Genomic DNA, 26,966 nt, shown 5'->3' with positions numbered 1-26,966 from the left:
TGAAGTATGAACGCTAGACAACACATTGAAGTTGACCTGAATTCCGACATGGGCGAAGGATTTGGCCGCTACCGAATGGGCGATGATGACGCCATCCTGAATATTGTGACGTCGGCCAATATCGCGTGTGGCCTGCACGCCGGCGATCCGGAAATCATGGCACGCACGTTTGCGATGGCCAAAGAGCGCGGTGTCGCCGTTGGTGCGCACCCCGGTTTTCCCGACGTATGGGGTTTCGGCCGTCGCGTCATTCCATTCAGCACCGGTGAAATCGAGCGCCTGATTGCGTATCAGATAGGTGCCGCGGACGCACTGGCTCGATATGCCGGTCACCGGATCACCTACGTAAAGGCACACGGAGCACTGGGGAACATGACACAAACGGACGAGGATGTCGCAATGGCAATCGCACGTGCGATCAAGTCTGTCAATTCCGAGCTGATCTGCATGACGTTTTCCGGTGCCGTGATGGAGCGCGTGTGCCGCGACATGGGGCTGCGTGTGCGTAGCGAGGTGTTCGCCGATCGCGCCTACGACGAGGAGGGCCATCTACTACCGCGGAAATTGCCAGGCGCTGTCCTGCATGATGCCGGCCAAGCTGCTGCGAGGATGCTACGGATGATTCAGGCAGGTGCGATCGAGACAGTATCCGGCCGGATGCTGAAGGTACCGATCGATACGATCTGCGTGCACAGCGACACACCTGGGGCAATTGACATGGCCGCCCGTGTTCGCGACACGCTCGAACAGGCGGGCATTTCCGTCAAGGCATTTAGCTGAGGCGCGCATGAATCTGGACATTATTGACGACTTTGTTGCGGTGTTTGACCGCGCGTCCGTCAGCGTGATTGACTATACGAATGGTGACCAGCGGATCAGGCTCGTGCGCGGCCAGCGCGTTTGCGATTCGGCCGCGAATACACCAGCAGCGCTGCCAGCTCAGAACATCGCGAGTACGGTTGTCGATGCAAACGCCCAGACTGGCGCCGTCGGTTCACACCCGCATACGATCGCCGCAGGCATGATCGGAACCTTCTATCGCGCCTCGGCCCCGAACCAACATCCATTCGTGTCTCCTGGTGATCGCGTCCATGCAGGCATGACGCTGGGACTCGTCGAGGCGATGAAACTGCTGAATCCGATCGAAGCCGACCGCGACGGACTGCTAGTCGAAATCCTCGCCGCGGACGGCGCACCCGTCGCACGCGATACCCCGCTTTTCGTCATTGACCCAGCATAGAGATCCAATGTTCGATACCGTACTGATCGCCAACCGCGGCGAAATCGCATTACGCGTGCTGCGCGCGTGCCGCGCCCTGGGCCTGAAGACTGTCGCGATCCACTCCGAAGCCGACGCGGATCTCCGCCATGTTCAATTGGCCGACGACGCGCTATGCATCGGGCCACCACCGTCGTCCCGGAGTTATCTTCGAGCTAGCGAGATTCTCATCGCCGCGCAATTGACGAACGCGAATGCAATCCACCCGGGCTACGGTTTCCTGTCCGAAAACGCCGATTTTTCCGCAGCGGTCGAGCGGGCCGGACTGACCTTCATTGGGCCGAGCTCGACAGCCATTCGCATGATGGGCGACAAGGTCAGTGCGAAGCGCGAGATGCAAGCGGCCGGCGTGCCATGCGTACTTGGCTCCCCGGGCGCATTACCGACGGATGAGCGACTCATCATTGAGATGGCGGACGCTGTCGGCTATCCGTTGATCATCAAGGCGGCCGGCGGTGGCGGCGGCAGAGGAATGCGCGTGGTCCGCGAGCCCGCTGAGCTGCTGCTAGCCGTGTCGACGACGCGAGAGGAAGCTGCAGCAGCCTTCGGAAACTCCGAGGTCTACCTCGAGCGATTTCTAGAACATCCGCGTCATATCGAAATTCAGGTAATCGCCGATATGCACGGCCACGTGATCTGGCTCGGCGAACGAGATTGTTCGATGCAACGGCGTCATCAGAAAGTGATCGAAGAATCGCCAGCGCCGGGCGTTTCCCGAGACGACATCGCACGCATCGGCACCCTGTGCACGCAGGCATGTTTGCGCATCGGCTATCACGGTGCAGGCACCTTCGAGTTTCTCTACGAAGATGGCGCGTTCTACTTCATCGAAATGAATACGCGCGTGCAAGTCGAACACCCAGTCACGGAAATGGTGACTGGCGTCGACATCGTAACTGAACAGATCCGAATCGCAATGGGCCTGCCTCTATCTTTCTCACAAGAAGACATTCAACCGCGCGGTCATGCGATCGAATGTCGTGTGACGGCCGAACATCCTTGGACGTTCGCACCGTCGCCCGGACGCGTCGACTCGTGGCTCGCGCCCGGCGGCCCCGGTATCCGCGTTGAATCGCATTTGTATCCCGGATACGAAATCCCGCCGCACTACGATTCCCTGATAGCGAAGCTGCTCGCCCACGGACGTACGCGTGACGAGGCCATCGCACGGATGCGCGTCGCACTGGACGAGATCGTGATCGGTGGAGTCGACACGTCGATCCCGCTTCATCAGGCGCTGATGAAGGAGCGATCGTTCTCAGAAGGCGGATTCGATATCCATCATCTCGAGCGCGTCCTCGCAAACGGCACATTACAGGGAGCGGTACGATGATGGACCTTCAGCGCATTGAGCGACTGATTGCGACACTGCAGCATGCGGGAGTCGCGGAATGCGTTTATACCATTGGAAATCAAACTATCCGGCTGGAATTCGATTGTCACACAAGTCCGATTGCGAACGAGGATCGCGGGTCTTGGGGCACTCATATGTCAGGAGACGGTGATCCTTCGTTTAGCTATGTTCGTGCACCGTGCAGCGGACATTTTGCCCGCGTCCATCCGTTCCGTGATCAGCCAGTGGCCGGTGCAGACACCGTTGTGAACGAGGGGCAGCATATCGCCTACATCGAAGTCGATTCCATGCTGTTCCCAGTTGTCGCACCGTTTCGCGGCCGTCTGGGCAAGATAGCCGTCGCGGACGGCGACAGAGTGGGCTTCGGGGCGGCATTGATCGAGATCGAGCGAATTGCCGTGAAATAAGGGGATGATGAGTCGCCCGATCTTCAGGATCGGGCGGTAGTGCCATGATCTGCGCACAACACCGCGAGCGCCGCGCGCCGCGCGAACTCGATCGCGGCGATATCTTGCTGGACCATCACGACCGCCAAAGCGCCGTCGTAGATCAGTGCAAGGATAGCCGCCAGTTCGCGCCGCTGAGTTCTCGTGACGGGAAAATCGGCAATGGCCTCCTCGAATACTCCCTTGATGGCGTCCTTGTGGGACTTGACGACCGCATGAATTGGTCCGGACTCGAGATGTTCCGCCTGCGCGCGCAAAAAAGCGCAACCACGAAATCCGTGCCGCGCCACGATAGCCAATCTGTCGAAAATACTAACTGCACGCCTAACGGGGTCGTCTCCAGCCGCTGCGATCGTGTCGCGGATCGCCGATAACGCCGCGGCCCTCCTCCCTTCGAGATAGGCCAGAACAAGTTCCTCCTTGTTGGGGAAGTGACGATAAAGCGTCGCCTTCGCAACTTCAGCATCCTTGATCACCCAATCGACTCCTACAGACCGGATCCCGTGCTCGTAAAATAGTCCGCTCGCTACAGCGAGGATATGGTCACGTATGCTGGAAGACGCGTTCATCGAATGCATAGACAGAGATCGTGAGCGGCAATTGTACTTCGGCCAAAGTTGAATATAGCGGGCGGTTGATGAATCCACCGTTTGCGTCGCCTACAACACTCGCGACAGAAACGCGCGCGTGCGCGGATGGGCCGGCGCGTCGAGCACGACGGCGGGCGGGCCCGACTCGACGATGCGGCCGCGCTCCATGAACAGCACGTTGTCCGCGACTTCGCGTGCAAAGCCGATCTCGTGCGTGACGATCACGAGCGTGGTGCCAGAGCGCGCGAGCTCCTTGATCACGTCGAGCACTTCGTTGACCAGTTCGGGATCGAGCGCCGACGTCGGCTCGTCGAACAGCAGCACCTTCGGGCGCAACGCGAGCGCCCGCGCGATCGCGACGCGCTGCTGCTGGCCGCCGGACAGCTGGCGCGGGTAGGCATCGGCTTTGTCCGCGAGGCCGACGCGCGCGAGCAGCGTGCGAGCGGTGCGCTCGGCGGCCTCGCGCGTGATGCCCGCGACGGCGACGGGCGCTTCCACCAGGTTCTCGAGCACGGTCAAGTGCGGAAACAGGTTGAAGTTCTGGAACACCATGCCGACCGCCCTGCGCCGCTTCAGCACGTCGCGCTCCTTCAGCTCGTGCAGCACGTCGCCGTCGCGCCGATAGCCGATCAGCTCGTCGTCGATATCGATGAAGCCGTCGTCGACGCGTTCGAGATGGTTGATCGTGCGCAGCAGCGTCGACTTGCCCGAACCGGACGGCCCGATGATCGCCGTCACGCTGCCGCGCGGGGCGACGAACGACACGTTGTCGAGCACGCGCTGCATGCCGAACTGCTTCGATACGTTGTGCACGGCGACTTCGCCGCCGGCGCTCGGTAGCGGAGCGGTCGCGTCGTCGCCGCGGGCCGTTGCGGTGGCTGTCGCGTGGCGTGCCGCGGCACGCCGCCACAGCGCACCGATGCGCGCCAGCACGAACGTCAGCGCCGACGGCGGCGGGTTGCGCAGCGCGCCGCGCGCGTAGTGGCGCTCGACCTGAACCTGGATCGCCGACAGCACGGTCAGGATGATCAGGTACCAGACGGTCGCGACCATCAGCAGCGGAATCACTTCGAGATTGCGGCGATAGATCACCTGCACCGTATAGAACAGCTCGGGCATCGCGAGCACGTACACCATCGAGGTGCCTTTCGCGAGCGAGATGAGATCGTTGAACGCGGTCGGCAGGATGGCGCGCATCGCCTGCGGCAGCACGATCCGCGTGGTCTGGCGGCCGCGCGGCAGGCCGAGCGCCGCGGCGGCTTCGAGCTGCCCCTGGTCGACCGCGAGAATGCCGCCGCGGATCACCTCGGCGGAAAACGCCGCGTGGTTCAGCGTGAGGCCGAGCACGGCCGCGAGGAACGGGCTGATCAGGTCGGTGGTCGGCGTGTCGAACCACACGATGTCGGTGAACGGCACGCCGAGCCGCACGTGTTCGTACAGGTAGCCGATATTGTTGAGGATCAGCAGCAGCACGATCAGCGGAATCGACCGGAACAGCCACACGAAGGTCCACGCGCTCGCGGCGAGCAGACGCGAACGCGACAGCCGCGCCAGCGCGACGAACGCGCCGAGCGCGAAGCCGAATACCGCGCCGAGCAGCGTCAGCACCAGCGTGCGCGCGAGCCCGGACAGCACCGGCGGCGACAGAAACCATTCGGCGAATACCGGCCAGCCCCATTGCGGGTTGCCGAGGATCGAATGCAGCGCGAGCGCGATCAGCACGAGCGCGAGCACGGTGCCGGCCGTGCGCGAGCGGTGGCGGGCCGGCACGATGCGCAGGCGCGTGCCGGCGTCGCGGACGCGGGACGAAGGAAGCGGCGGCAGTGCGCCGCCGAGATGGGTCGTGTCGCTCATGTCGGTGAAGGTCCTCGATCGGGTCGGTCGGACGCGCCGCGCGTAGCGGCGCGTCGGCGTCACGCGTGCGCTTCGGCCGCGTCGTCCTGTTTCTGCACCGCGCCGGGCGCCGCATGGCGGCTCGCCTTGCGCGGCAGGCCGAGGTGGTCGCGCAGCGTGCTGCCCGGCAGGTCGCGGCTGTAGCGGCCGCGTGCCTCGAGTACCGGAATCACGAGGTCGACGAAGTCGTCGACGCCCTGCGCCTGCACTGGAAAGCCGAGGATGAAGCCGTCGCCGGCGCCCGCGTCGTGCCAGCGGATCAGCTCGTCGGCGACATGCTCGGCCGTGCCGATGAAGTTCGGGCGCGGCGTCGCGACGGCGAGCGCCGTCTCGCGCAACGTGAGCTGCTTGCGCTTCGCGTCGGCCTTGATCCGGTCGGTGGTCGAGCGAAAGCTGTTGCGGCCGAGGTCGCCGAGTTCGGGGAACGGCGCATCGAGCGCGTACTGCGTGAAATCGTGGTGATCGAAATAGCGGCCGAGATACGCGAGCGCCTCGTCGATCGTCAGCAGGTCGCGGATCGCCTGATATTTGTCTTCCGCCTCGGCGGCCGTGCGGCCGACGATCGGGCCGACGCCGGGGAAGATCTTCACGTCGCCGGGCTGCCGCCCGTGCTCGACCGCGCTCTGCTTCACGCGCCGCGTGAACGCGGCCGTTTCGTCGAGCGACGGCGAATGCGTGAACACGGCATCCGCATACTTGCCCGCGAGCCCGATGCCCGTGTCGGACGAGCCGGCCTGGAAGATCACCGGCTGCCCCTGCGGCGAGCGCTGGATGTTCAGCGGGCCCGCGACCTGGAAGAAGCGGCCGTGATGGTCGAGCGTGTGGAGCTTGTCGCGATCGAAGAAGCGCCCGGTCGCGCGATCGCGCACGAACGCGTCGTCGTCCCAGCTGTCCCACAGCCCCTGCACGACGTCGAGGTATTCGTCGGCGATCTCGTAGCGCAACGCGTGCTCGGGATGCGCCTTGCCGAAATTCTTCGCGGTGCCTTCGAGCGGCGTCGTCACGACGTTCCAGCCCGCGCGCCCGCCGCTGATCGCGTCGAGCGACGCGAGCTGGCGCGCGACCGTGAACGGCTCGCTGTACGACGTCGAGATCGTGCCCGCGAGCCCGATCTTGCTCGTCGCGACCGCGAGCGCCGACAGCACGGTCAGCGGCTCGAAGCGGTTCAGGAAGTGCGGGATCGACTTCTCATTGATGTAGAGGCCGTCCGCGACGAACGCGAACGCGATGCCGGCGGCTTCCGCCTTGCGCGCGATGCCGATCGCGAAGTCGAGGTTGATGCTCGCGTCCGGCGGGTTGCTCGGGTGTCGCCACGCGTTCATGTGGCTGCCTGCGCCTTGCAGCATCAGGCCGAAGGGAATCGATCGTCGGGTGGTCATGGGCGCGTCACGTGTTCTGGTCGGGGGAAAGGGAATGGTCCGAATGGTCGGCCGCGAGGGCCGCCTGCAGCGGCGTGATCGACTGCGCGCCGCCGAGCCATTCGGCCGACGCGAGCCGCGCCGCATAATCGGTCACCGGCGAGTCGATCACGAACGCGTCGACGTCGAGCCGCCGGCTCAGCGCGTCGAGCGCGCGGTGCACGCGCTCGGGCGTGTCGGCCAGCACGGCCGGGCGCAACTCGTCGATCCGGTAGTCGGATGCGCCGCTTTGCCGCGCGAATTCGGCGGCGGCCTGCGCGCTCGCCAGGTTGAAGCTCGGGCCGCCGGCGAATTGCAGCTTGAATATCTTCAGCGGCCCGATCAGTTGCTCGGCCTCGTCGCGGGTCGGTGCGGCGACGGCGTACAGCGCGACGAGCGGGCGCGTGCCGCCTGCGTCGCGGTACGCGGCCAGCGAGCGTTCGAGATTCGCATCGTCGCCGTTGAAGTGCCCCGCGTAGCAGAAGCGCCAGCCGTTGCGGGCGGCGAGCGCGCCGCTATCGGGCGAGCCGCCGAGCAGGATGCGTTCGGGCGCGTGCGGCGGCACCGGCATCGCGACCGCGCCGGCGAGCGGGTGATCTTCGGCGACGCCCCAGCCGAGGAACGCGTCGAGCTCGGCGAGCTGGCCCGCGAAGTCGGGTTTCTTCGCCTTGTCGTGAAACCACTGCAGCGCGCGCGTGGTCAGCGGCAGCCCGCCGGGCGCCTTGCCGATGCCGAGATCGACGCGGCCCGGCGCGAGCGCGGCGAGCAGCTTGAACGTCTCGGCGACCTTGAACGGGCTGTAGTGCTGCAGCATCACGCCGCCCGAGCCGACGCGAATGCGCGACGTATTCGCGAGCAGGTGCGCGACGACGACCTCCGGCGCGGAGCTCGCGAAGCCCGGCGCGCCGTGATGCTCGGCGACCCAGAAGCGCGCGTAGCCGAGCTGTTCGGCACGCTGCGCGAGGGTCGTCGTGAAGCGCAGCGCGTCGGCGGCGGTCGCACCGTCGGCGATTGGGCTCTTGTCCAGCAGGGAAAGTGAATATGTCATAAGACGTGACTGAAGTTCAGTTCAACTGGTCACCAAGCACAAAACCGATCATTGCTTAGGGAGTCCGGGAGGATTTGTCTGTGCCGTGTCAATGGCTTCGGATGCAAGGCTCCATCGGTCCAGGACCTGACGGTACTTGCCATCCTTGATCAAATCGTTTAGCACCAGGGTCAGGGGCTCAGCCAGCCGGCTTCCCTTGCGAGACGCTATTGCAATATCGGCCGTGCGCGGCCAGCCGCCGTTGACGGTACCTACTAGACGGATATCTCCCCGAAGCGCAGCCTGGTAGGCCAGTTGTGCATTCACGCTGAAGATTGCGTCGGCTCTCCCTGCCCTCAGCGCTACCCCGGCAGTCGCATAATCGTCGTAGTACTGGATCGAGATCGGCTTCAGGCCGTGCGTAACATTTTGACGATCCCAGTCGAGCAGGATCTTCTCCTGATTTGTGCCGGCGTCCGTGATGACTCGCAAGCCCGCAACGTCCTTCGGCTCACGAATCGCAGGGATCTTGCTGTTCGACTTCACATAGAATCCGAGCTGATCCCTCCTGTACGTCGAAAAGTCGAATTTCTCCTTCCGTTCCTCGGTGACTGTCACGTTGTACAGTACGATATCTACCTTCCCCGATTCGAGGGCCAGCGGCCAGTCCGCCCATGCGACCGGGACAATCTTCAACTTGCGTCCGAGACTGTCTGCTACAAGCTGTGCTAGATCGGGATCGAATCCGACCACGGTACGCGCATCGGTAGCGTATGTGCTCAGAGGGGGCAAGTACGCACCGATCGCTACCGTCAACGTGTCCGGTTGCGCAAACTTAGCTGTAGCGGGCAACGCACGCAGGGCAACCGGGTCTACTGGGGCTCGAGGCCGGCCGTTCTGCTCCGGACTGAGATCGAACGTTGCTGCCGTTGCAGCGGCACTAACACAAATCATCGCGAAAATCGATGTTCTCGCCACGATACCGGCGATCCATTTCTTTTTTGTCATATGTATTCCTTAATTTTTAATGCTCTGTTCAGCACATTTTTTTGATGGTGAGTAAAAGAACGTGTATCAGCGCGTCGCTTTCTGGAACCCCCGTGCGGTCAGATCGGAAAGCGAATCAGTCCGCTGGGGATCGAGGAGATCCTTGCCAAACGGGAGACTGACATCGATTTCAGGTACGTTGGAAACGTCGAAGAACGGTGTGTAACCGGTATCGACATAAAGCGCCCACGCTTCCGGTTGCCTGACACCCGTTGTCAGATACGCGCGACGATACCCTTGCTCCTTTGCCCGCTGCTCGAGCGCTGCGACGATCGTCCGCGCCAGCCCTTGTCGGCGCCACTCAGGGTGTGTCCATACCCGCTTCAGTTCGACCGTCTGCGCATCGTACCGCTTGAAAGCGCCGCCCCCAACGGTTTCCCCATCGCGGATGACAAGAATGAACGCGCCGTCGGGTGGTAAAAATAGTTCGGCCGGATAACGCGCCAGTTCGTGCTCGGCCTCGCCCCGACTATCTACCCGGTACGGCGCATAACGAGTCGAATACTCGTCGATCAATGCTTCAATCAACGGCCGTGCACGATGATCGGCAGGCGTGGTGTCGACAATGATGAAATCGGACATGACTTCTCGGTCTTTCAATGCTGAAAACAGCGATTCAAATCAATCCGCTCCCGCATGCGGGGTATCGCTGCCATCATGCGATGCCAAACAAGAAGAAAGACCGGTCTGTCTTTATTCTTCGGGAGCGAAACTAGCGCGTGCCTATGAAACACTCACGTAGGCTCTGATGGCCAACTATACGTTTCCATTGCCAAATTTCTAACAAAGCAATTCTGCAAAGGTTATCGTCGTTGTCTCTAGCTCAACTCAACATGCCCTGGGACGTTTCTTGTAGCCATCCGGCCAGTGAGTTCTCTCTTACCCTAGAAATCAGAAGAACTTGATGAAGACTCGGTGGGGGCGCACGCAAGGCATGTTGCTACCCGGGAGTGCGCCGCCGGGTAGCGACCTATACGGTTAAGCAACCGGAGAAGGATCGAAGTCTGGGCGAGCAATTGATTGCAGCCGCGCACGAGGAGCAGCGCTGGCTATCAGAGCAGCCGTATTATCGATGGAAGAAGCAAGTACGCGGGCCTGGAATCGAACCAGGTCCGCGTACTGAAGCAACTCGAGGATGAGAACGAGCGGCTCAAGGAGCCGGTCGCGAAGCTGCGTCTAGAAGACACCCCGCAAACGACATCCCCGTTTGCCTGCTTGGACCGGCCAGAGTTTCATAGACACTCACGAGCCGTTTAGCGCGTAGCGCCGCTCAAACTCTACAGGTGACAGGTCGCCGGCGGAACCATGCCGGCGAATCGGGTTGTAGAACATCTCAATGTAATCGAATACGTCCGTGGCAGCAGTAGCCCTGTTCGGGTAGATGCGCCGCTTAATTCGCTCCTTCTTCAATGCGCTGAAGAAGCTTTCGGCAACGGCGTTGTCGTGGCAATTACCGCGACGACTCATGCTCGGCACCATATGGTGAGCCCTCAGGAATGACTGCCAGTCATCGCTGGTGAACTGACTGCCCTGATCCGAATGCACCATAACGCCGAGGCCCGGTTTGCGTTTCCAGACTGCAGCCAGCAAAGCCTGCAATACCAGGTCGCTGGTCATCGTTGATCGCGTGGCCCAGCCGACGATCTGACGCGAGTACAGATCCATGACCGCCGCCAGATACAGCCAGCCTTCATAGGTTCGGATATACGTGATGTCGGTAACCCAGACCCTGTTCGGCGCGTCGGGGGCGAACTCCCGATTTAGGACATTGGCCACCACGCCGACCGGACCGCCACGATAGCGAGGCTTGCTGCCGTAGCCAACCTCGGCGCGCAAACCTTCTGTCCGCATTAACCGGAACACGCGGTGACGGCTGCACGTCTCGCCCGATTCTCGCAAATCCACCGTGATTTTGCGGTATAAGTCAGTAGTGCCGAGCCTGCGGCATCGTTCTTCGACACCGTCGGGGCAGCCATCTCGCCGGGCAAGTCGGCACGCGCGCTATCCACGGCGTTGCGCACTTCGCTGAGGGCAGCCTGCGGGTCTTTCTCCAGCTTGAATGTCACACTGATGCTGACCGAGCCGTCGGTGATCTTGGTGGTGATGTGGTCTAGCTTCGACAGCGAAGTCAGCTTGTCTTCGATCTTGCGCGCCACCTCGTTTTCCAACTGCGACGGCGCAGTGCCCTCCAGCGAAGCAGAGATGTTGATGGTCGGCAGATCCATGTCAGGAAAATCCTGGATCTGAAGTTTGTGAAATCCGATCAACCCGAAGACGGTCAGTAGAGTGAAGCACAGCAACGCGGGGACGGGGTTGCGGATCGACCACGACGAGATGTTCACAGCAGCCCCCCCTGCCCGCCCCCGGCATCCTTCTGCGTCGACACCCTCACGTGTGCGCCATCCGACAGAAAACCGCCTCCGCTAGCCACCACCCGTGCGCGTGTGCCCGCATCGAGTCCGGAGAGGATTTCGGCACGCCCATCTTGGTGACGTCCGGTGACGACGGTGCGCCGAGTCACCGTGGCGCCGTCGGAATTGAGCACGTACAGGTCGGTGCGGCCATCGCGCGGCACCAGCGCCGATTCCGGCAACGTCAGCGCCGGCGTAGTACCCAGTGCGATCCTTCCGCCTGCGAACATGCCGGGCTGGGCGTCATGCCCGTCCAGCGCCACGTAGACGATGGCGCGGCCAGTACTGGTCGACAGCGTGGGTGACACCAGCCGCACCTTGCCGTCGATCACTTTGCCACCCGGCAAGGTCACGCGCGCAGGTAGGCCCGGGCGAATTCGCGCCAACTGTTGCGCATCGACCTCGGCTTGCCATTCGATCCGCCCCTGCCGGATGAGCCGGAACATCTCCGTCCCGGCGCTGACAACGTTGCCCAGCAGGGCCGCGCGCGACGAAATGATGCCATCGTCTACGGCCATGATGCGCGTTTGCGACAGCACGGTTCGCTTGTTCTGCAACTCGGCCTCGGCCGACGCCAGCGCGGCCCGATCCACCGCTTCCGTGATGCGGTATTCGTCGAGTTTCTGAGCGGCCACGGCGCCGCTATCGGCGACTTGCCTGGAACGCTTCAGATCTGCCTGGGCCTGCTCCAGGTTTGAGCGGGCCTGAGCGACGGCTGCCTCCTGCTTGCGTAGGTCTGCGGTTGCCGTGGCATCCGCCAAACGCGCAAGCAGTTGACCGCGCTTGACCTCGCTGCCGACATCCACGCGCAATTCCGTGATGCGCAGGCTGCCGATCTCGGCGCTGATCACCGCTTCCTGCCAGGCGGTCGTAGTGCCATTGGCCTCGATGGTCTGCGGCCAGTCCTGAGAACGGGGGGCGACCAGGCTGACGGTCAGCGCGGCCGGCGGCGGTTGCGTTTCAGCGCGTGCGAGCGCGCCAGACCTCAGCCACCACGCGGCGGCTCCGGCAACTATGATGAAGGCAGCCAATGCGGCGCTCCGGGGAGTCAGCTTCACGGGGTGGTTCCTTGCAAGAGGGCTTGAACGTCAGGGGCGATCGCGGCGGCCTCGGCAGCAGCAGTCGACGTCGAAGCGCCGCCGGTTTGCCAACCGCCGCCCAGCGCCTTGTAGAGCGCGATCCAGCTCCGGACGCGATCCCGCTGCAGTTCGATATAGGAGATTTCCGCGCTGGTCAACGAACGTCGCGCCTGCTCCAGCGTCAGTAGTGTGTCGAAGCCGCCGCGCCAGTTGGCTTCCGTGGCCCGCTCGTAACGGCGGTATTGTTCGACTGAACGTCGCGCATCATCGCTACGATGGGCCGCGCCATCGAGATCGACCAGCGCGGTCTCGACCTCTTTAATCGCTGTGAGCACGGAGCTACGGTAGTCGGCAAGTTGCGCCTCATAGCTGGCCCTTGCCGAATCTACCGCTGCTTTGCGCTTGCCAGCGTCGAACATCGGGATTGACAGGCTCGGCCCGAGCGACCAGGCTGAAAGTGGAGAAGTCAGATTGGTGGCGGACAACGTGACCGAACCGGACAACGAAATATTCGGCAAGCGATCCGCGCGGGCTTTCCCGATCTCGGCATAGGCTGAAGCCAGCGTACGTTCTGACGATGCGAGGCTCGGCCTCTGTCGAACCAGATCGATCGGGATGGTTTCCACGCTGAAGGCTGCCGACTCCGGCAATTCGGGGGCGCCCGGCCGGTCGATAATTCCGCGCAAGGTCGGCTCGTCGGCCCCCGTGAGCGCCGCCAGCGACTTGACCAGTTCCTCGCAGGCTACCTTCTGCTGCGTAGCCGTGGCATTCGCGCTAGTCAGTATGACTCCCGCGGGGCAAAGGCTGGCCTGCCGTGAGGAATCAAGCGCGGGTTAGCATTGCTGCCAGAGCCGCACGGTGCGGACAGGGCCGCACCTGGCGATTTCCGGCACGGAGGCCAGCATGGAACACGATAGCACGCTGTACGTCGGGCTCGATGTCCATAAGGAGTCGATCACGGCCGCCTATGCGTTCGGCATGGGCGAGGTTGAACTGCTCGGCAAGGTTGGCACCACGAAGACGGATATCGATCGCTTATGCAAGCGCCTGCAATCGAAGGCGTCGCGTATCTGTATTGTCTATGAGGCGGGCCCATGTGGTTACGGACTTTACCGTCAACTTCAGCAGAAGGGAATCGACTGCATGGTGTGTGCACCGTCTCTGATTCCAAGGAAGCCGGGGGAACGCGTAAAGACCGATCGGCGTGACGCGATCAAACTGGTGCGTTCTCTCAGGGCTGGCGACCTGTCGGAGGTCTTTGTCCCTACCGTCGAAGACGAAGCCTTTCGCGATCTGGCACGGGCATGGGTGAGTGCCAAGGATGATCTGAAGCGTGCGCGGCAGCGGCTGAAGTCCTTTCTGCTTTCGCATGGGGTCAGCTATACCGGCCGCGCCGACTGGAGGGCAGCACACCGGCGCTGGCTGAGCACGTTTGCGTTCGACAGCACATGGCAGCAGTTAGCGTTCGAAGAGCATCGACGCGCGATCGAGGATCGTCTTGCGCAATGCGATCGACTGGAAGCTGCGCTGCGCGAGGCCGTGGTTGCCTGGCGTTTTTATCCGGCAGTACTGGGTCTGCAAACGATGCGCGGCATGCAGTTCACCACGGCGGTCGGCATGCTTGCTGAGTTGGGTGATCTGTCACGCTTCACTCATCCGCGCCAGTTGATGGCGTGGCTGGGGGTAACACCGAGCGAACACTCGTCGGGCGAGAAACGCCGTCAGGGCAGCATCACCAAGAACGGCAACAGTTACGCGAGAAAGCTGCTCGTCGAATCGGCATGGAGTTATCGGCATCCGGCGCGCGTGAGTCCCGAGATTCAGCGCCGCCACGAAGGGATTCCTAAACCCATCGTGGATCGATCTTGGGATGCGCAGGTGCGCCTGTGTCGACGCTATCGAACGCTTGTGGCACGCGGTAAACAGAAGAACATCGCCGTGGTCGCGGTCGCCCGCGAACTAAGCGGGTTTATCTGGGACATTAGCCAACTCGCCATGTCACTTGCGTTGCAACCGCAGAAGCACGCGGCTTGAGCAGGCGAGCGAGAGTCTTTACCCATCAATCAAGGAGTTTCCTGAGGGCGGCGTAGCCCGGCACACGAGTAACCCGCGCCACGGCTACGCAACGGATCCAATTCGATTTGCGTCCCTAGATAGCGGCAGGCTCATCAGGCGGACCTCTGTAATGCGGTAGCCAACCCGCGGATATCAGCGTGATCCACCGTCGAGACGTACTGCTGCGCCGCCCTCAGGAAATTTGAACAATAACGCGTGGAAAACCCGAACACCAATCCCGATTGACAGCGGGAGTCATATCAGCCGTGTTGGCTTCCGCAAGGTAGCCATCCGAGGCTGCCGACATGCCGGCTGTGACCGCCGCGTTCGTCGATTTTTCGGTTTTCGCATACGACGCCGCCGACTGTTGGTAGGCACGCACGAGCTGGCGGCATGCACGATATTGCACATAATCGTCCGCCGCCTCGGCAGCCAGAGAGATACGAGCATCGTGCCAATCGTCGATACGGGCTTGCAGGAGCGCCTGCGACGATTCGCGCGCCGAGCGTGCCTTGCCGAAAAGATCGAGTTCCCACGACGCGTCCAGCCCGCCGCTGCGAGTGGTCGCCAGGGTAGTAAACGTGGCGCTACCCGTGGAGACGTTGGACTTGGCCCGCGCGATGGAGGCGCTGCCTGTGAGCGTCGGCCACGCATCGGCGCTGTTCGATGCCAGGGTGGCACGTGCACTGCTGATACGGGCTACCGCCTTGGCCAGCGTCGGGCTGCCGGCCTCGGCCACGCGGATCAACTCGCCCACCGCTGGGTCGTCGAAACGGCTCCACCAGTCGATCAGGTTTTCAACCTTGCCGCCGTGGGCCACTTCGGCGTGCCAGCCGGTGGCCGTGGTCGTCGGCGGCGGCAGGTAAGCCGGCTGCAATGCGCAGGCGCATACTCCCACACTGCCGATGACCATGCCTAGCCAGATGGCGAGGGGCCGTCGTCGCTCCAATTCTCTCATCAATGCAAGCTCCCCGGCCCGGTCCTGAGCCGATGCACGCCATTGTCCGCAGCGGAAGATTCAGTGCCGTAAGGCTGGGTTAAGTTGGGTAAAAATCTGGCGCTTAGCTATGATCGGCATCACTAACATGGCATCCTGACCATATGACGAACGCTGTCCCCTCCTCCTTGACACCGGTGCTGCTGGTCGACGACGACGCCGAGCTGACCAGCATGCTGGCGCAGTATCTGGCCAACGAAGGTTTTGCTGCCGAGATTGCGCACGATGGAGAAACCGGCGTGGCCCATGCGCTGTCGGGGCGTTTTGCCATCGTGGTACTCGACGTGATGATGCCGCGACTGTCGGGCATCGAGGCACTGAGCCGCATCCGCGTGGCTAGCCCGGTGCCGGTGCTGATGCTGACTGCTCGCGGCGATGATATCGATCGGATTTCCGGCCTCAATCTCGGCGCCGACGACTATGTGCCCAAGCCGTGTACGCCCGGCGAACTGGTCGCCCGCCTGCGAGCAATTCTTCGGCGAGCGCGGGGCGCGAGCGCGGCCGGTGCCATCGGCCCGATCCACGCCGGTCCGCTTTCGCTGTGGCCCTCCAATCGCAGCGCCACCTGGCAAGGTATGCCGCTCGATCTGACAGGAACGGAATTCAGCCTGATCAAGGTGCTGGCCCGTCATGCTGGCCGACTTGTCAGTAAGGAAGAAATTTCGTTGCAGGCATTCGAGCAGCCACTGACGCGTTTCGACCGACGCATCGACGTGCATATAAGCTGCATCCGCCAGAAGCTTGGGCCGCGCCCCGACGGCCAGCCGTGGATTGTCAGCGTGCGCGGCATGGGCTACCAGCTTCTGACGGACTAAGCCATGCAATTGCGCTTCAGGCACCTGTTCTGGCCTATCTTCTTCCTGCTCTGGCTTGCGGTGATCATGGCGTTTGCATTCGGTGGACTCTATCTCTACGCAAGCGGACACCACCCGCCCGACGATCGATCGCCTTCAATGGCGCTAATCCTGCTGCTTGCCGGTGCCACAGTGAGCCTACCCGTCGCGGTCGGATTGGCATGGTATATCTCCACGCCGGTGCGCCATTTGAGTCAGGCACTGAGAGACGCTGCTCAGGCTCGCTTCGACGTGCGCGTCCTGCCCGCGCTCGGAAACCGTGGCCCTCATGAGTTCACGTTCCTGGCCCGCGAGTTCGATGAAATGGCCGCGCGCCTGCAACATGCCTCGATGCGGCAGCGGCAACTCTTTCATGACGTGTCGCACGAGTTGCGCTCCCCGCTGGCCCGCATTCAGGCGGCGATCGGCCTCATGCAGCAGGACGCGAAATCAGCGCCCGGCATGGTAGAGCGCATTAGCCGCGAAACGGAGCGGCTCAACCAACTCATCGAAGAACTACTGACCCTGCACAAACTGGAGGTCGGCGCGATGTCGCCTCCGCGCGAGCGTGTTGACATCATAGAACTGCTGGCTGATATCGTGCAGGATGCCGCCTTCGAGGCCCAGTCACGCGGCTGCATCGTGACCTTAGATGCACCCGTCAGCTTTGTGGCGGAAGTCGCCGGAGAACCGCTCTATCGCGCACTCGAAAACGTCGTGCGCAATGCAATCAAGTACACCGCGGCCTGCACCGCCGTCGAAGTATGCGCACGTACGTTGACGTCATTCGAGGCAGGCGAGAAATCCGACTGGCTCGAAGTCCGCGTGAGCGACAGGGGGCCGGGCGTACCCGCCGGGTCCTGCGAAGACATCTTTGAACCATTCCATCGCCTCGAGCCGCAGCAACGAGATGCAATCATGCAATCTGTGTCGGGTACCGGCTTGGGTCTAGCGATCGCCCGTCGCGCAATCGCATTGCACGACGGTGATATTCATGCCGCGCCGCGCGAAGGAGGCGGTCTCACGGTCATTGCACGCTTGCCGCGCTGCCGAATCAACTAGCTATCAGTTCGGCCGCCGCTTCAGTCATCGTCACTCGTTCCGACGTATCGTGCGATTCTCGAGCCGACCTCCTGTTCATCGCAGCCGCACGTCACATGCATCTCTCGAATGCCGCGATCTACGGCTTGATGTGGGTCTCCAGGAAATCGACAAACACGCGGACCTTTGCCGACAGGTTCAACCTCTCCGGATAAGTCGCATAGATGTCCGCCGACGGTAACGACCAGTCGGCAAGTACGCGCGTCAGCTTGCCGGAATCGATCGACGTCTGTACGTCCCATTCGGACCGGACCAGTATTCCATGACCGTCGATGGCCCATTGGAGCGTGACCTCCCCATCGTTGCTGCTCATCGCGCCGTGCACTTTGACAAGTTCGTGGCGCTTGCCCTTTGTGAAGTGCCAGGTGCCATACGCGGTATCGTTTTCCCTCAGGACGATGCACATCTGGTTGCGCAATTCTCCGGGGGTTTTCGGGATGCCGTGTTTCTTGAGGTACGTGGGGGACGCGCAGACGAAGCGCCGGTTCGACGCGAGCTTTCTGCCCACGAGCCGCTGATCCGGTAGCTCTCCGAAACGAATGCCGACGTCATAGGCCAGTTCGGCCAGGTTCATCGGGCGATCGGTCAGTTCCAGTTGAACATCCACTTCCGGATACTGCCGCCGAAACTCGGATAGTGCGGGAGCGATGTGGCGTCGTCCAAAACCGAATGTCGCATTGACCTTCAACAGGCCTTGAGGCTGCTCGCGACTGCTCGACACCATCCGCTCCAGTTCCTGAACCTGCTCGAGCAGCTTCGATCCAGTCGAAAGATACAACTCTCCCTCGTGCGTCATCGCAAGCCGACGCGTGGTCCGATTCAGCAGCTTCACGCCCAAACGGCGCTCCAGTTGACTCAGTCGCGCGCTCACGGCCGGCGGCGTCACACCGAGATCGCGAGCCAACGCGGACAGACTGCCCTGTGTCACCAGCCGTGCAAAGAATTCGAGGTCTGCGATTGGGTCCATTTTAAAGTTATATTTAATAATAGGTTAAGTGGTCATCCATTTTACTGCTCCAGTCGCCCAATTACACTTCGTTGGACATCCGCATCAACGGGATACGGAGACTGGAGGAAAGATGGGACAGACGCTTTACCAGAAGATCGTGACACGCCATACGGTCTTCGACGTCGACGAGCAGCACGTCGCCCTGTACGCCGACCTGCATATCATGAACGAGTACACGAGCCCCCAGGCATTTGCCGGGCTCGGCGAAAAAAAACTCTCCGTCCGTTGTCCGGAGAAGCAGATGGGCATCGTCGACCACGTGATTCCGACGCATCCGGTGCCGGTTCAGGACCGCACCATCCTCATCGATGCAGCGGCGCATCAGGCGGCCAATTTCACGCGCAATTGCCGGGCACACGGCATTCATTTGTTCGACGTACAAGACCGCGAGCAAGGCATCGAGCACGTAGTCGCGCCGGAGCTCGGCCTAATCCGGCCCGGCATGGTGGTGCTGTGCGGCGACAGCCACACGACCACCTATGGCGCGCTCGGCGCATTGGGCTTCGGTATCGGGACGTCTGAGGTCGAACACGTACTCGCGACGCAGACATTGATCTACCGCGTCGCACGCGACATGCGCATCCACGTGGAGGGGGTTTTGCCCCGCGGCACGACGTCGAAGGATCTGGTGCTCTACATCATTTCGAAGATCGGCGCTCAGGGTGCGCGAGGTTTTGTCGTCGAATACTCTGGGCCCGCGATCGCGGCGCTGAGCGCGGAAGCCCGCATGACCCTGTGCAACATGACCGTCGAAGCCGGGGCACGCGGCGCGCTGATCGCACCTGACGACACAACGGTGACCTACGTCGCGGAACGCATCAAGGATCTTTCACCAACGGAGCTCGCCCGTGCGACCGAACAGTGGAAGGAGCTGAAGTCTGACGCCGACGCGACCTTCGACGTGTCGCATAGTTTCGACGCAAGTGACGTCGCGCCATTCGTCACCTGGGGCACCAGTCCCGATCAGGCCATCGCGGTGACCGAACAGATCCCGCCGCTGTCAGATGAACCTGTCGAGCGCGGCAACGCATCCAAGGCACTCGCCTACATGGGCCTCGATGCCGGACAACCCATCGACGGCCTCCCAGTCGACCATGTATTCATCGGCTCCTGCACCAATGCGCGAATCGAGGATCTGCGCGCCGTCGCGGAGATCGTGCGAGGGCGAAAGGTTGCGCAAGAGGTGCGTGCAATGGTCGTACCCGGTTCAGGCCTTGTTCGCGAGCAGGCCGAGCGCGAAGGCATCGCGCAGATCCTGATTGACGCCGGATTTGAATGGCGCCAACCCGGCTGCTCGATGTGCCTCGCGATGAACGACGACATTCTTCAACCCGGCCAGCGCTGCGCATCGACGACCAATCGAAACTTTGAGGGCCGTCAGGGCCGCGGGGCACGCACACATCTGATGAGCCCCGCGATGGCGGCAGCCGCCGCGCTGGCCGGACGCATCGTAGACGTACGCAAGGAATTCAGCCATGACTAAACACGTGTCCATCAGAGGCGTTGCGGCACCGCTTCCGCTGAACAACCTCGATACCGATCAGATCATGCCGAAGCAGTTCCTATTCGGCATCGACAAGTCAGGTCTTGCACGCGGGGTTCTTTACGACCTTCGTTACGAGCCATCCGGCGAGCCACGACAGGACTTCGTGCTGAACCGTCCCGGGTATGAACGTGCAAACATCCTCGTGGCGGGAGCAAACTTCGGGTGCGGCTCTAGCCGGGAGCATGCGGTATGGGGCCTGCAACAGGCTGGCTTCGAGGCGGTTATCGCACCGAGCTTCGGCGAAATCTTCTATTTCAATGCGCTCAACAATCGGTTGCTGCTCATCATGCTGGCCCCGTCCGTCGTGTCGCAACTCATCGAACGGACCGAAAACGCCGCAACGGCCGCGCTGACGATTGATGTGCAGCGTCAAGTAGTCCGGACCTTCGACGGCAGCGAGTACCCGTTCCAGTTGCCGGCCCGGCAGAAGCGAATGTTCGTCGAAGGGCTAGACATGATCGGCATGACGCTCAGCGAGGAGGATGCCATCGCTGCGTTCGAACGCCGCCACTACGCAGATCATTCGTGGATGAAGATCGACCTGCCCCGGCAGCAACGCACCGCCTGACCGGATTCCAGCCAGGTGCGTTGTGCATAGACGCACTGAGATGCTGTTCCGCCTGGCTCTGCTAGCCAGGCGATGTAGATATAAATATTGGAGACATCTGATGGAATCCTCTCGTGCCGATACAAGCTCTCCGCCGATAGCGCGACGCTCGACGGTCGTCAACTTCAGAATCGGCGGCATGCCGGCTCCGATGTTCGCCGTGCTTGTGGTTGTCACTGCGGCGGCGGCCATGACGAAGAAACTGCCCAACGACATGATCGGTGGCTTTGCGGTGCTCATGCTATCAGGAATGCTGCTCGGAGAAATAGGCCGGAGAGTTCCGCTTCTTCGGCATATAGGCGGTCCTGCCATTCTCTGTCTGTTCGTGCCATCAGCTCTGCTTGGCTACAAGCTCATGGACGAGGCCGCGATGAAGGCGATCACAACTACCATGAAGACCGCCAATCTTCAATATCTCTATATCGCCTGTCTTGTCGCGGGCAGCATCCTAGGAATGAACCGGAAGATCCTGATTCAGGGCTTCCTGAAGATGTTCGTGCCGCTCCTCGTAGGAACCATTGCAGCGATCGCAGCGGGCGTCGCTGCCGGCCTGATGTTCGGCTACGACCCGAAGCACACGTTCTTCTACATCGTTATGCCGATTCTTGGTGGCGGCATCGGTGAAGGCATTCTGCCGCTTTCCATCGGCTATTCGGAGATTACCGGCGCAGCCCAGGGGCATCTCATCGCGACTATGGTGCCAGCTGCGCTGATCGGCAACGTCGTTGCCATTCTCTCCAGCGGTGTTCTCAGCCGATTCGGCGAGAAACACCGTCATTTCAGCGGAGACGGAATGCTGGTGAAAACCGGCGAGGACCAGGAACTGCTGAAGGCGCAGAAAGCGGAAGCTGCATTGGATTTGCGACTGATGGGGTTGGGTTTGCTCCTCTCCTGCACGCTCTTTATTGTGGGTGGCCTTCTTGCACCGCTGACCGGAATACCCGGCCCCGTCCTCATGATCATCGCCGCAGCACTACTGAAAGTGTGCCGCGCGATTCCCGAGTCGATGGAAGTCGGTGCGTATCAAATGTACAAGTTCATGTCGACGAATCTCACTTTCTCCATTCTGGTTGGGCTCGGTGCGTTGTTCGTCTCCTGGGACAAGCTCGTTAGCGCCTTCTCGCCCGGCTATTTTGTGATCTGCACATCGGTTGTCCTCTCGATGGTCGCTTCCGGTTTCTTCGTCGGTGCTTGGCTCAAGATGTATCCAGTAGAGTCCGCGATTGTCACCGCATGCCACAGTGGACTGGGAGGAACGGGAGACGTGGCGATCTTGTCATCTTCGAATCGAATGGGCCTAATGCCCTTCGCGCAGATTTCCACACGCATCGGCGGTGCGGCGATGGTCGTCTTCGCGACTATCTTGATGACGTGGCTGCACTGAGAAACTTTAACAGACGGTGCGCGCATTGGGAGTTCGGCGTGATTCCCCTCACGCCTCAGCTACATACGAGTAAGCCGAGATTGCGTACGCTGCACCGGTGCAATGCGGCACGGGTTCCCAATCAATTGATCCAATACGGTCACGAGCGGAGTGGGATGGCTGTTGTCGATTGGAGCAGCGGTGCCGATTCTGCCATGAACGCGGCCGCCGCTGCATAGCGAGGAGACTTGTCACCGCTTCCATTTTCAAACATCAGAATGGAAGCGGTTTACAGTGGTGGGTCAGAGCGGTGACCAGGTGCCATGCAATGACATTCGCAGCCGGAACGGGATTTTGATACGCGCTACAGGCCCCGATGACAATTTCATCGCGTCAAGTACCACAAGTTCGGTCGTTTTAGATCGCAGGTGGTTGAGAACGCTCATGACAAATCCGTCACCTTCGGGCGCGTCCGGGCTGCGCGGGACGAAGATCGGCTCTTGGAAACACTCCGCGTCGCCGGCGAACCACGCCTCAGTATCGCCCGATACGACATCGACTCGCGCCAGCGTGTTAAAAAACTGGAACGGGGGTGCGCCAAGCGACTTCCCATCATATGGCAAGGACGGATCGAATTTGAGCACAAACCCGTGTCGATATGTTTTTCCCATGTATCGAGGATCGCAGCGCGGAAACTCACACGGGAAGTCCGTCAGCGCTTCGGGTTCAACGTCATCGATCTCCGATTCAAGATCGAACGTCCAACGCATCAATGACACCTTGAGGGTCTCGAGTGGCGGGAATGAGCCGTCTTCCTGCGGGAAAAAATAAAAAGCGTTCCCGTCCGCGACCGGCATGTCCACGAAAACGCGGCTTCCTTCTTCGAAGGAGTTCAGCGTGTGTCCCTGAAACCCATTTGCCGGCCCGTAATACCAACGCACATCTCTTTCGTTGCCGCGTCTAGGAAGAACTCCAAAGAGTTGCGGAAGGTCGGGTTGCCACTGAAAGTGCTGGCCACCCCTTTTCATTCGCTCGAGATCGACAGTTAAAGGGATCACCGGAAATACGACGTAGTTCTCGGTAACGGCGAAATCGTGAATCATTGCAGCATACGGCGCTTTGAACCAGACTTCGCGCTTCACCTCACCTGACGCGGCGATCTCGTAGTACGCGATATCCGGTGTACCCTCGCCCTTGGCCTCGTAGGCGAAGCACAGCAAGTCACCGGTTTCCGGGTCCACTTTGGGATGGGCAGTAAACGTGGCCGATCGCACCTGCCCTCCGAAATCCCATACGCCGATGGTTTCAAGAGTGTCGGGATCCATCGCGTATGGAAGGTTGTCTTCCTTGAGCGCCAACAGGACACCATTGTGCTTCACCACTGTCGTGTTGGCAGTGCTGTTGTTCCGCGCTGCCAAAGGGTCGTTCGTAAAGACGTTACGATAAACCCCGGTGAGGGAACGGTGTTCCCGACGTTGGGCAAGCAATCTTTCGGTTTGCACGTAGCGCCGTTTCAGACTGACTTTACCGTCACTGAACCGAAATGCGCTGACGGCACCGTCACCGTTAAAGAAGATATCGGCGCCAAGCATCGGGGGATACTGCGGATCGGGAGCCACTTGGTAGAAGACTCCTTTGATACTCTCCGGCAGAGATCCTTCGACCTCAAGATCCACAACGTCGGCCTCAACACGGCTTGGTTCGTAAAGCCCGACAAATTCAGGTGTCGTCGGAAACAGCATACTCATATGACTCTCCTTCAGAACATATCTGTACTGCGTCTTCACGTGTTGCCCAAGAGCTGGTGATCGGTTTAACTGACGAACCATAGGGACTACACGTGGTACTTGGGATAAGCTCAAGGCTAGGCGTCGAGGTCTTGCCGGCCAGTTGCGATGATTTCGCCCAACGGGCATCTATTGCCGCTAGGTCGGATCAGCCATTTTTTGGTCAAACAGGTCTGCCGGTGCGTCGTCGCAATGTCAACGCGACATCATGTTCATGCTGACGTTGTGCATCACCCACAGCGTGCCGACGATCAGGATCGCCGCGGTCAGCACGGTGTAGCTGAACGCCATCACGTTCCAGCGCTGACCCGACGAACCGTTCATGTGCAGGAAGTACACGAGGTGAACGACGATCTGCACGAACGCGAGCGCGGCCAGCGCGATCAGCGATGCGTGCGGCGACAGCACGCCGCCCATCACGAGGCCGAACGACGCGGCCGTGAGCAGCACCGACAGAATGAAGCCCGCGACATAGCCGCCGACGCTGCCGTGCCCTTCTTCGAGTTGAGACGAATGCGAATGAGCCATTTAGATCACGCTCGCGAGATAGACAAAGGAAAACACGCAGATCCACACGATGTCGAGGAAGTGCCAGAAGAGGCTCAGGCACGTCAGGCGCCGCAGGTCGCGATCGGTCAGGTCGCCGCCGCGCAATACGATCTGCCCGGCGAGCACGATCATCCACAGCAGGCCGGCCGTCACGTGCAGCCCGTGCGTGCCGACCAGCGTGAAGAACGCCGACAGGAACGCGCTGCGCTGCGGGCCCGCACCTTCCGCGGTCAGGTGCGAGAACTCGCGCAGCTCCATCGCGAGGAACGCCGCGCCGAGCACGAACGTCACCGCGAGCCATGCGAGCAGCGCGCCGCGCCGCTGCTTGTACGCGGCCAGCATCGCGAAGCCGTACGTGATGCTCGACAGCAGCAGCGCGGCGGTTTCCACCGCGACGCCCGGAATGTCGAACAGGTCCTTCGCGGTCGGACCGCCCGCGTACTGGTTGCCGAGCACCGCGAACGTCGCGAACAGCGCCGCGAAGATCACGCAGTCGGTCATCAGGTACAGCCAGAAGCCGAACACCGAGTGCGACGGCGGATGGTCGTCGTGTTCGAGCAGGGTTGCGCTCAAGGTTTTCTGCAACATCAGTTGGCCTCCAGTTCCACGTCGTCGACACGCGTGGCCACGCGCGCCGCCGGTTGCTTCTCTTCGATCTTGCGCACCTTCGTCGCCGGGATGTAGTAGCCGTCGTTGTCACGCGAGCTGTAGATCACGAGCGTCGCGACGATGCCGACCAGGCCGCCGATCGCCATCCACCAGATGTGCCATACCAGCGCGAAGCCCAGCACCAGGCTGAAGATCGCGACCACGAGGCCCGCACACGTATTCGACGGCATGTGGATGTCGCGGATCGCCGCCGGGTTCGGCCGGCCATCGCCGCGCGCCTTCATGTCGGCGTACGCGTCGAGCGTGCGCACTTGCGGGATCACCGCGAAGTTATAGTCGGCCGGCGGCGACGAGGTCGCCCATTCCAGCGTGCGGCCGCCCCACGGATCGCCCGTGGTGTCACGGTACGCCGGCAGGTTCCGATTGCGGATGCTGACGACCAGTTGCAGCAGCTGGCAAGCGATGCCGATCGCGATCAGCACGGCGCCGAACGCGGCGACCAGCAGCCACGGATGCCACGCCGGGTTGTCGTAGTGGTTCAGACGCCGCGTCATGCCCATGAAGCCGAGCACGTAGAGCGGCACGAACGCGACGTAGAAGCCGACCTGCCAGAACCAGAACGCAGCCTTGCCGAGTTTCTCGTTCAGCTTGAAGCCGAACGCCTTCGGGAACCAGTAGTTGAAGCCCGCGAGATAACCGAACAGCACGCCGCCGATGATCACGTTGTGGAAGTGCGCGATCAGGAACAGGCTGTTGTGCAGCACGAAGTCCGCGCCCGGGATCGCCATCATCACGCCGGTCATGCCGCCGAGCGTGAAGGTGACCATGAAGCCGATCGTCCACAGCACGGGCGTCGTGAATTCGATCCGGCCGCGATACATCGTGAACAGCCAGTTGAACACCTTCACGCCGGTCGGGATCGCGATGATCATCGTCATGATGCCGAAGAACGCGTTCACGTTGGCACCCGAGCCCATCGTGAAGAAGTGGTGCAGCCACACGAGGAACGACAGCACCATGATCGCGCAGGTCGCGTACACCATCGTCTTGTAGCCGAACAGCGGCTTCTTCGAGAACGTCGCGATGACTTCCGAGAAGATGCCGAACGCCGGCAGGATCAGGATGTACACCTCCGGATGGCCCCACGCCCAGATCAGGTTCAGGTACAGCATCGCGTTGCCGCCGGCTTCGTTCGTGAAGAAGTGCATGCCGAGGTAACGGTCGAGGCCGAGCAGCGCAAGCGTCGCGGTCAGGATCGGGAACGACGCCATGATCAGCACGTTCGTGCAAAGGGCCGTCCACGTGAACACCGGCATCTTCATCAGCGTCATGCCGGGCGCGCGCATCTTGATGATCGTCACGAAGAAGTTCACGCCGGTCAGCAGCGTGCCGACGCCCGAGATCTGCAGCGCCCACAGGTAGTAGTCGACCCCTACCCCCGGACTGAACTGCAGCTCCGACAGCGGCGGATATGCGAGCCAGCCCGTCTGCGCGAACTCGCCGATCACGAGCGAGATGTTGATCAGGATCGCGCTGACGGCCGTCATCCAGAAGGAGAGCGAGTTGATGAACGGGAATGCGACGTCGCGCGCACCGATCTGCAGCGGCACGACGAGGTTCATCAGGCCGACCATGAACACCATCGCCATGAAGAAGATCATGATCACGCCGTGTGCCGTGAAGATCTGGTCATAGTGGTGCGGCGGCAGGTAGCCGGGCGCGTTGTAGGCGAGCGCGAGCTGCATGCGCATCATGATCGCGTCGGCGAAGCCGCGCAGCAGCATGATCAGCGCGACGATGATGTACATCACGCCGAGTTTCTTGTGGTCGACCGTCGTCAGCCATTCCGTCCACAGCCACTTCCAGCGGCCGGTGATCGTCAGCGCGGCGAGGATGCCCAGCACGACCAGCCCCATGAAGGCGCCGGCCACCATGATGATGGGCTGATCGAACGGGATCGCCGATAGTGTGAGTTTGCCGAACATGC

The 26,966-nt window shown here is 61.6% G+C and carries 24 protein-coding genes and 3 pseudogenes; 11 read left to right on the top strand and 16 right to left on the bottom strand.

Translation table 11 applies throughout. The features are described 5' to 3' along the window. Positions 1 to 6 precede the first annotated feature (6 nt). From BSE24067_RS04875 to BSE24067_RS04860, 4 genes are read left to right on the top strand one after another with little or no spacing between them, the layout of a single operon-like run. Entirely contained in the window at positions 7 to 780 is a 774-nt protein-coding gene (locus tag BSE24067_RS04875; protein WP_151062527.1) for a LamB/YcsF family protein, read from the top strand. Between the two features lie 7 nt (positions 781 to 787). Beyond that, positions 788 to 1,240 carry an acetyl-CoA carboxylase biotin carboxyl carrier protein gene (locus BSE24067_RS04870; protein WP_151062526.1) on the top strand — a complete coding sequence of 151 codons (453 nt, stop codon included), beginning with the start codon at positions 788 to 790 and terminating at the stop codon, positions 1,238 to 1,240. A gap of 7 nt (positions 1,241 to 1,247) precedes the next feature. After that, positions 1,248 to 2,612 carry an acetyl-CoA carboxylase biotin carboxylase subunit gene (accC, locus tag BSE24067_RS04865; RefSeq protein ID WP_151062525.1) on the top strand — a complete coding sequence of 455 codons (1,365 nt, stop codon included), beginning with the start codon at positions 1,248 to 1,250 and terminating at the stop codon, positions 2,610 to 2,612. After that, the gene (locus BSE24067_RS04860) at positions 2,609 to 3,040 is read left to right on the top strand and encodes an acyl-CoA carboxylase biotin carboxyl carrier protein subunit (RefSeq protein ID WP_151062524.1); all 432 of its coding nucleotides are present in this window, start codon (positions 2,609 to 2,611) and stop codon (positions 3,038 to 3,040) included. The genes accC and BSE24067_RS04860 overlap by 4 nt, the downstream gene beginning before the upstream one ends. A gap of 23 nt (positions 3,041 to 3,063) precedes the next feature. Here the strand turns inward: BSE24067_RS04860 and BSE24067_RS04855 are convergent, their stop codons facing one another. The 6 genes from BSE24067_RS04855 to BSE24067_RS04830 all read right to left on the bottom strand — a co-directional run bounded on the left by BSE24067_RS04855 (position 3,064) and on the right by BSE24067_RS04830 (position 9,615). Then, positions 3,064 to 3,648: a TetR/AcrR family transcriptional regulator gene (locus BSE24067_RS04855; RefSeq protein WP_233629365.1), complete on the bottom strand. Its 585-nt coding sequence runs from the start codon at positions 3,646 to 3,648 to the stop codon at positions 3,064 to 3,066. 90 nt (positions 3,649 to 3,738) lie between these two features. Next, the gene (locus BSE24067_RS32760) at positions 3,739 to 5,523 is read right to left on the bottom strand and encodes an amino acid ABC transporter permease/ATP-binding protein (RefSeq protein ID WP_151062522.1); all 1,785 of its coding nucleotides are present in this window, start codon (positions 5,521 to 5,523) and stop codon (positions 3,739 to 3,741) included. A 59-nt stretch (positions 5,524 to 5,582) separates the two neighbouring features. Continuing rightward, entirely contained in the window at positions 5,583 to 6,941 is a 1,359-nt protein-coding gene (locus tag BSE24067_RS04845; protein WP_151062521.1) for an LLM class flavin-dependent oxidoreductase, read from the bottom strand. A 7-nt stretch (positions 6,942 to 6,948) separates the two neighbouring features. After that, a complete protein-coding gene (locus BSE24067_RS04840; RefSeq protein ID WP_151062520.1) occupies positions 6,949 to 8,007 on the bottom strand; it encodes an LLM class flavin-dependent oxidoreductase in 1,059 nt (352 codons plus the stop codon). 48 nt (positions 8,008 to 8,055) lie between these two features. Next, positions 8,056 to 8,940, bottom strand: coding sequence for an ABC transporter substrate-binding protein (locus tag BSE24067_RS04835; RefSeq protein ID WP_151062704.1), 885 nt, complete (start codon positions 8,938 to 8,940; stop codon positions 8,056 to 8,058). A gap of 120 nt (positions 8,941 to 9,060) precedes the next feature. Then, positions 9,061 to 9,615 carry a GNAT family N-acetyltransferase gene (locus BSE24067_RS04830; RefSeq protein WP_151062519.1) on the bottom strand — a complete coding sequence of 185 codons (555 nt, stop codon included), beginning with the start codon at positions 9,613 to 9,615 and terminating at the stop codon, positions 9,061 to 9,063. Between the two features lie 368 nt (positions 9,616 to 9,983). Here BSE24067_RS04830 and BSE24067_RS33075 point away from each other — a divergent pair. Further along, a pseudogene (locus BSE24067_RS33075) lies at positions 9,984 to 10,215 on the top strand (transposase); the annotation flags it as partial. A gap of 60 nt (positions 10,216 to 10,275) precedes the next feature. Here BSE24067_RS33075 and BSE24067_RS04815 read toward each other — a convergent pair. The 4 genes and pseudogenes from BSE24067_RS04815 to BSE24067_RS04800 all read right to left on the bottom strand — a co-directional run. Next, positions 10,276 to 10,953, bottom strand: a pseudogene (locus BSE24067_RS04815) (IS3 family transposase); the annotation flags it as partial. After that, a pseudogene (locus BSE24067_RS04810) lies at positions 10,926 to 11,375 on the bottom strand (efflux RND transporter permease subunit); the annotation flags it as partial. The pseudogenes BSE24067_RS04810 and BSE24067_RS04815, both read right to left, overlap by 28 nt. Then, positions 11,372 to 12,502, bottom strand: coding sequence for an efflux RND transporter periplasmic adaptor subunit (locus tag BSE24067_RS04805; protein WP_151062518.1), 1,131 nt, complete (start codon positions 12,500 to 12,502; stop codon positions 11,372 to 11,374). The pseudogene BSE24067_RS04810 and the gene BSE24067_RS04805, both read right to left, overlap by 4 nt. Next, a complete protein-coding gene (locus tag BSE24067_RS04800) occupies positions 12,499 to 13,305 on the bottom strand; it encodes an efflux transporter outer membrane subunit (protein WP_279611815.1) in 807 nt (268 codons plus the stop codon). The genes BSE24067_RS04805 and BSE24067_RS04800 overlap by 4 nt, the downstream gene beginning before the upstream one ends. Positions 13,306 to 13,426: 121 nt before the next feature. Between BSE24067_RS04800 and BSE24067_RS04795 the strand changes: the two genes are divergently transcribed. Further along, positions 13,427 to 14,557: an IS110 family RNA-guided transposase gene (locus BSE24067_RS04795; protein WP_048984156.1), complete on the top strand. Its 1,131-nt coding sequence runs from the start codon at positions 13,427 to 13,429 to the stop codon at positions 14,555 to 14,557. Positions 14,558 to 14,771: 214 nt separating this feature from the next. On the opposite strand, the gene BSE24067_RS04790 is transcribed toward BSE24067_RS04795, so the two are convergent. Then, positions 14,772 to 15,491: a TolC family protein gene (locus BSE24067_RS04790; RefSeq protein ID WP_254600353.1), complete on the bottom strand. Its 720-nt coding sequence runs from the start codon at positions 15,489 to 15,491 to the stop codon at positions 14,772 to 14,774. Positions 15,492 to 15,703: 212 nt separating this feature from the next. Here BSE24067_RS04790 and BSE24067_RS04785 point away from each other — a divergent pair, with 212 nt between their 5' ends. Beyond that, entirely contained in the window at positions 15,704 to 16,390 is a 687-nt protein-coding gene (locus BSE24067_RS04785; RefSeq protein WP_151062703.1) for a response regulator transcription factor, read from the top strand. Positions 16,391 to 16,393: 3 nt separating this feature from the next. Further along, positions 16,394 to 17,470 carry a HAMP domain-containing sensor histidine kinase gene (locus BSE24067_RS04780; protein WP_151062515.1) on the top strand — a complete coding sequence of 359 codons (1,077 nt, stop codon included), beginning with the start codon at positions 16,394 to 16,396 and terminating at the stop codon, positions 17,468 to 17,470. Positions 17,471 to 17,588: 118 nt separating this feature from the next. On the opposite strand, the gene BSE24067_RS04775 is transcribed toward BSE24067_RS04780, so the two are convergent. Then, positions 17,589 to 18,476, bottom strand: a complete 888-nt coding sequence (locus BSE24067_RS04775) for a LysR family transcriptional regulator (RefSeq protein WP_151062514.1) — start codon at positions 18,474 to 18,476, stop codon at positions 17,589 to 17,591. Between the two features lie 112 nt (positions 18,477 to 18,588). Between BSE24067_RS04775 and leuC the strand changes: the two genes are divergently transcribed. The 3 genes from leuC to BSE24067_RS04760 all read left to right on the top strand — a co-directional run bounded on the left by leuC (position 18,589) and on the right by BSE24067_RS04760 (position 22,055). Beyond that, positions 18,589 to 20,001 carry a 3-isopropylmalate dehydratase large subunit gene (leuC, locus tag BSE24067_RS04770; protein ID WP_151062513.1) on the top strand — a complete coding sequence of 471 codons (1,413 nt, stop codon included), beginning with the start codon at positions 18,589 to 18,591 and terminating at the stop codon, positions 19,999 to 20,001. Next, positions 19,994 to 20,632, top strand: a complete 639-nt coding sequence (leuD, locus tag BSE24067_RS04765) for a 3-isopropylmalate dehydratase small subunit (protein ID WP_151062512.1) — start codon at positions 19,994 to 19,996, stop codon at positions 20,630 to 20,632. The genes leuC and leuD overlap by 8 nt, the downstream gene beginning before the upstream one ends. A gap of 100 nt (positions 20,633 to 20,732) precedes the next feature. Further along, the gene (locus BSE24067_RS04760) at positions 20,733 to 22,055 is read left to right on the top strand and encodes a 2-hydroxycarboxylate transporter family protein (protein ID WP_151062511.1); all 1,323 of its coding nucleotides are present in this window, start codon (positions 20,733 to 20,735) and stop codon (positions 22,053 to 22,055) included. A gap of 281 nt (positions 22,056 to 22,336) precedes the next feature. Here the strand turns inward: BSE24067_RS04760 and BSE24067_RS04755 are convergent, their stop codons facing one another. From BSE24067_RS04755 to cyoB, 4 genes are all read right to left on the bottom strand, one after another. Beyond that, entirely contained in the window at positions 22,337 to 23,782 is a 1,446-nt protein-coding gene (locus tag BSE24067_RS04755; protein WP_151062510.1) for a carotenoid oxygenase family protein, read from the bottom strand. Positions 23,783 to 24,016: 234 nt separating this feature from the next. After that, the gene (cyoD, locus tag BSE24067_RS04750) at positions 24,017 to 24,349 is read right to left on the bottom strand and encodes a cytochrome o ubiquinol oxidase subunit IV (RefSeq protein ID WP_006759069.1); all 333 of its coding nucleotides are present in this window, start codon (positions 24,347 to 24,349) and stop codon (positions 24,017 to 24,019) included. Then, positions 24,350 to 24,958, bottom strand: coding sequence for a cytochrome o ubiquinol oxidase subunit III (gene cyoC, locus BSE24067_RS04745; RefSeq protein WP_151062509.1), 609 nt, complete (start codon positions 24,956 to 24,958; stop codon positions 24,350 to 24,352). Beyond that, on the bottom strand, positions 24,958 to 26,964 hold the full coding sequence (cyoB, locus tag BSE24067_RS04740; protein ID WP_174904698.1) for a cytochrome o ubiquinol oxidase subunit I: 2,007 nt from the start codon (positions 26,962 to 26,964) through the stop codon (positions 24,958 to 24,960). The genes cyoC and cyoB overlap by 1 nt, the downstream gene beginning before the upstream one ends. Positions 26,965 to 26,966 lie beyond the last annotated feature (2 nt).

Origin of the sequence: Burkholderia latens, from assembly GCF_902499045.1 — a bacterium.
Classification (GTDB): domain Bacteria; phylum Pseudomonadota; class Gammaproteobacteria; order Burkholderiales; family Burkholderiaceae; genus Burkholderia; species Burkholderia latens.
This window is presented reverse-complemented; position numbering and strand designations above follow the sequence as displayed.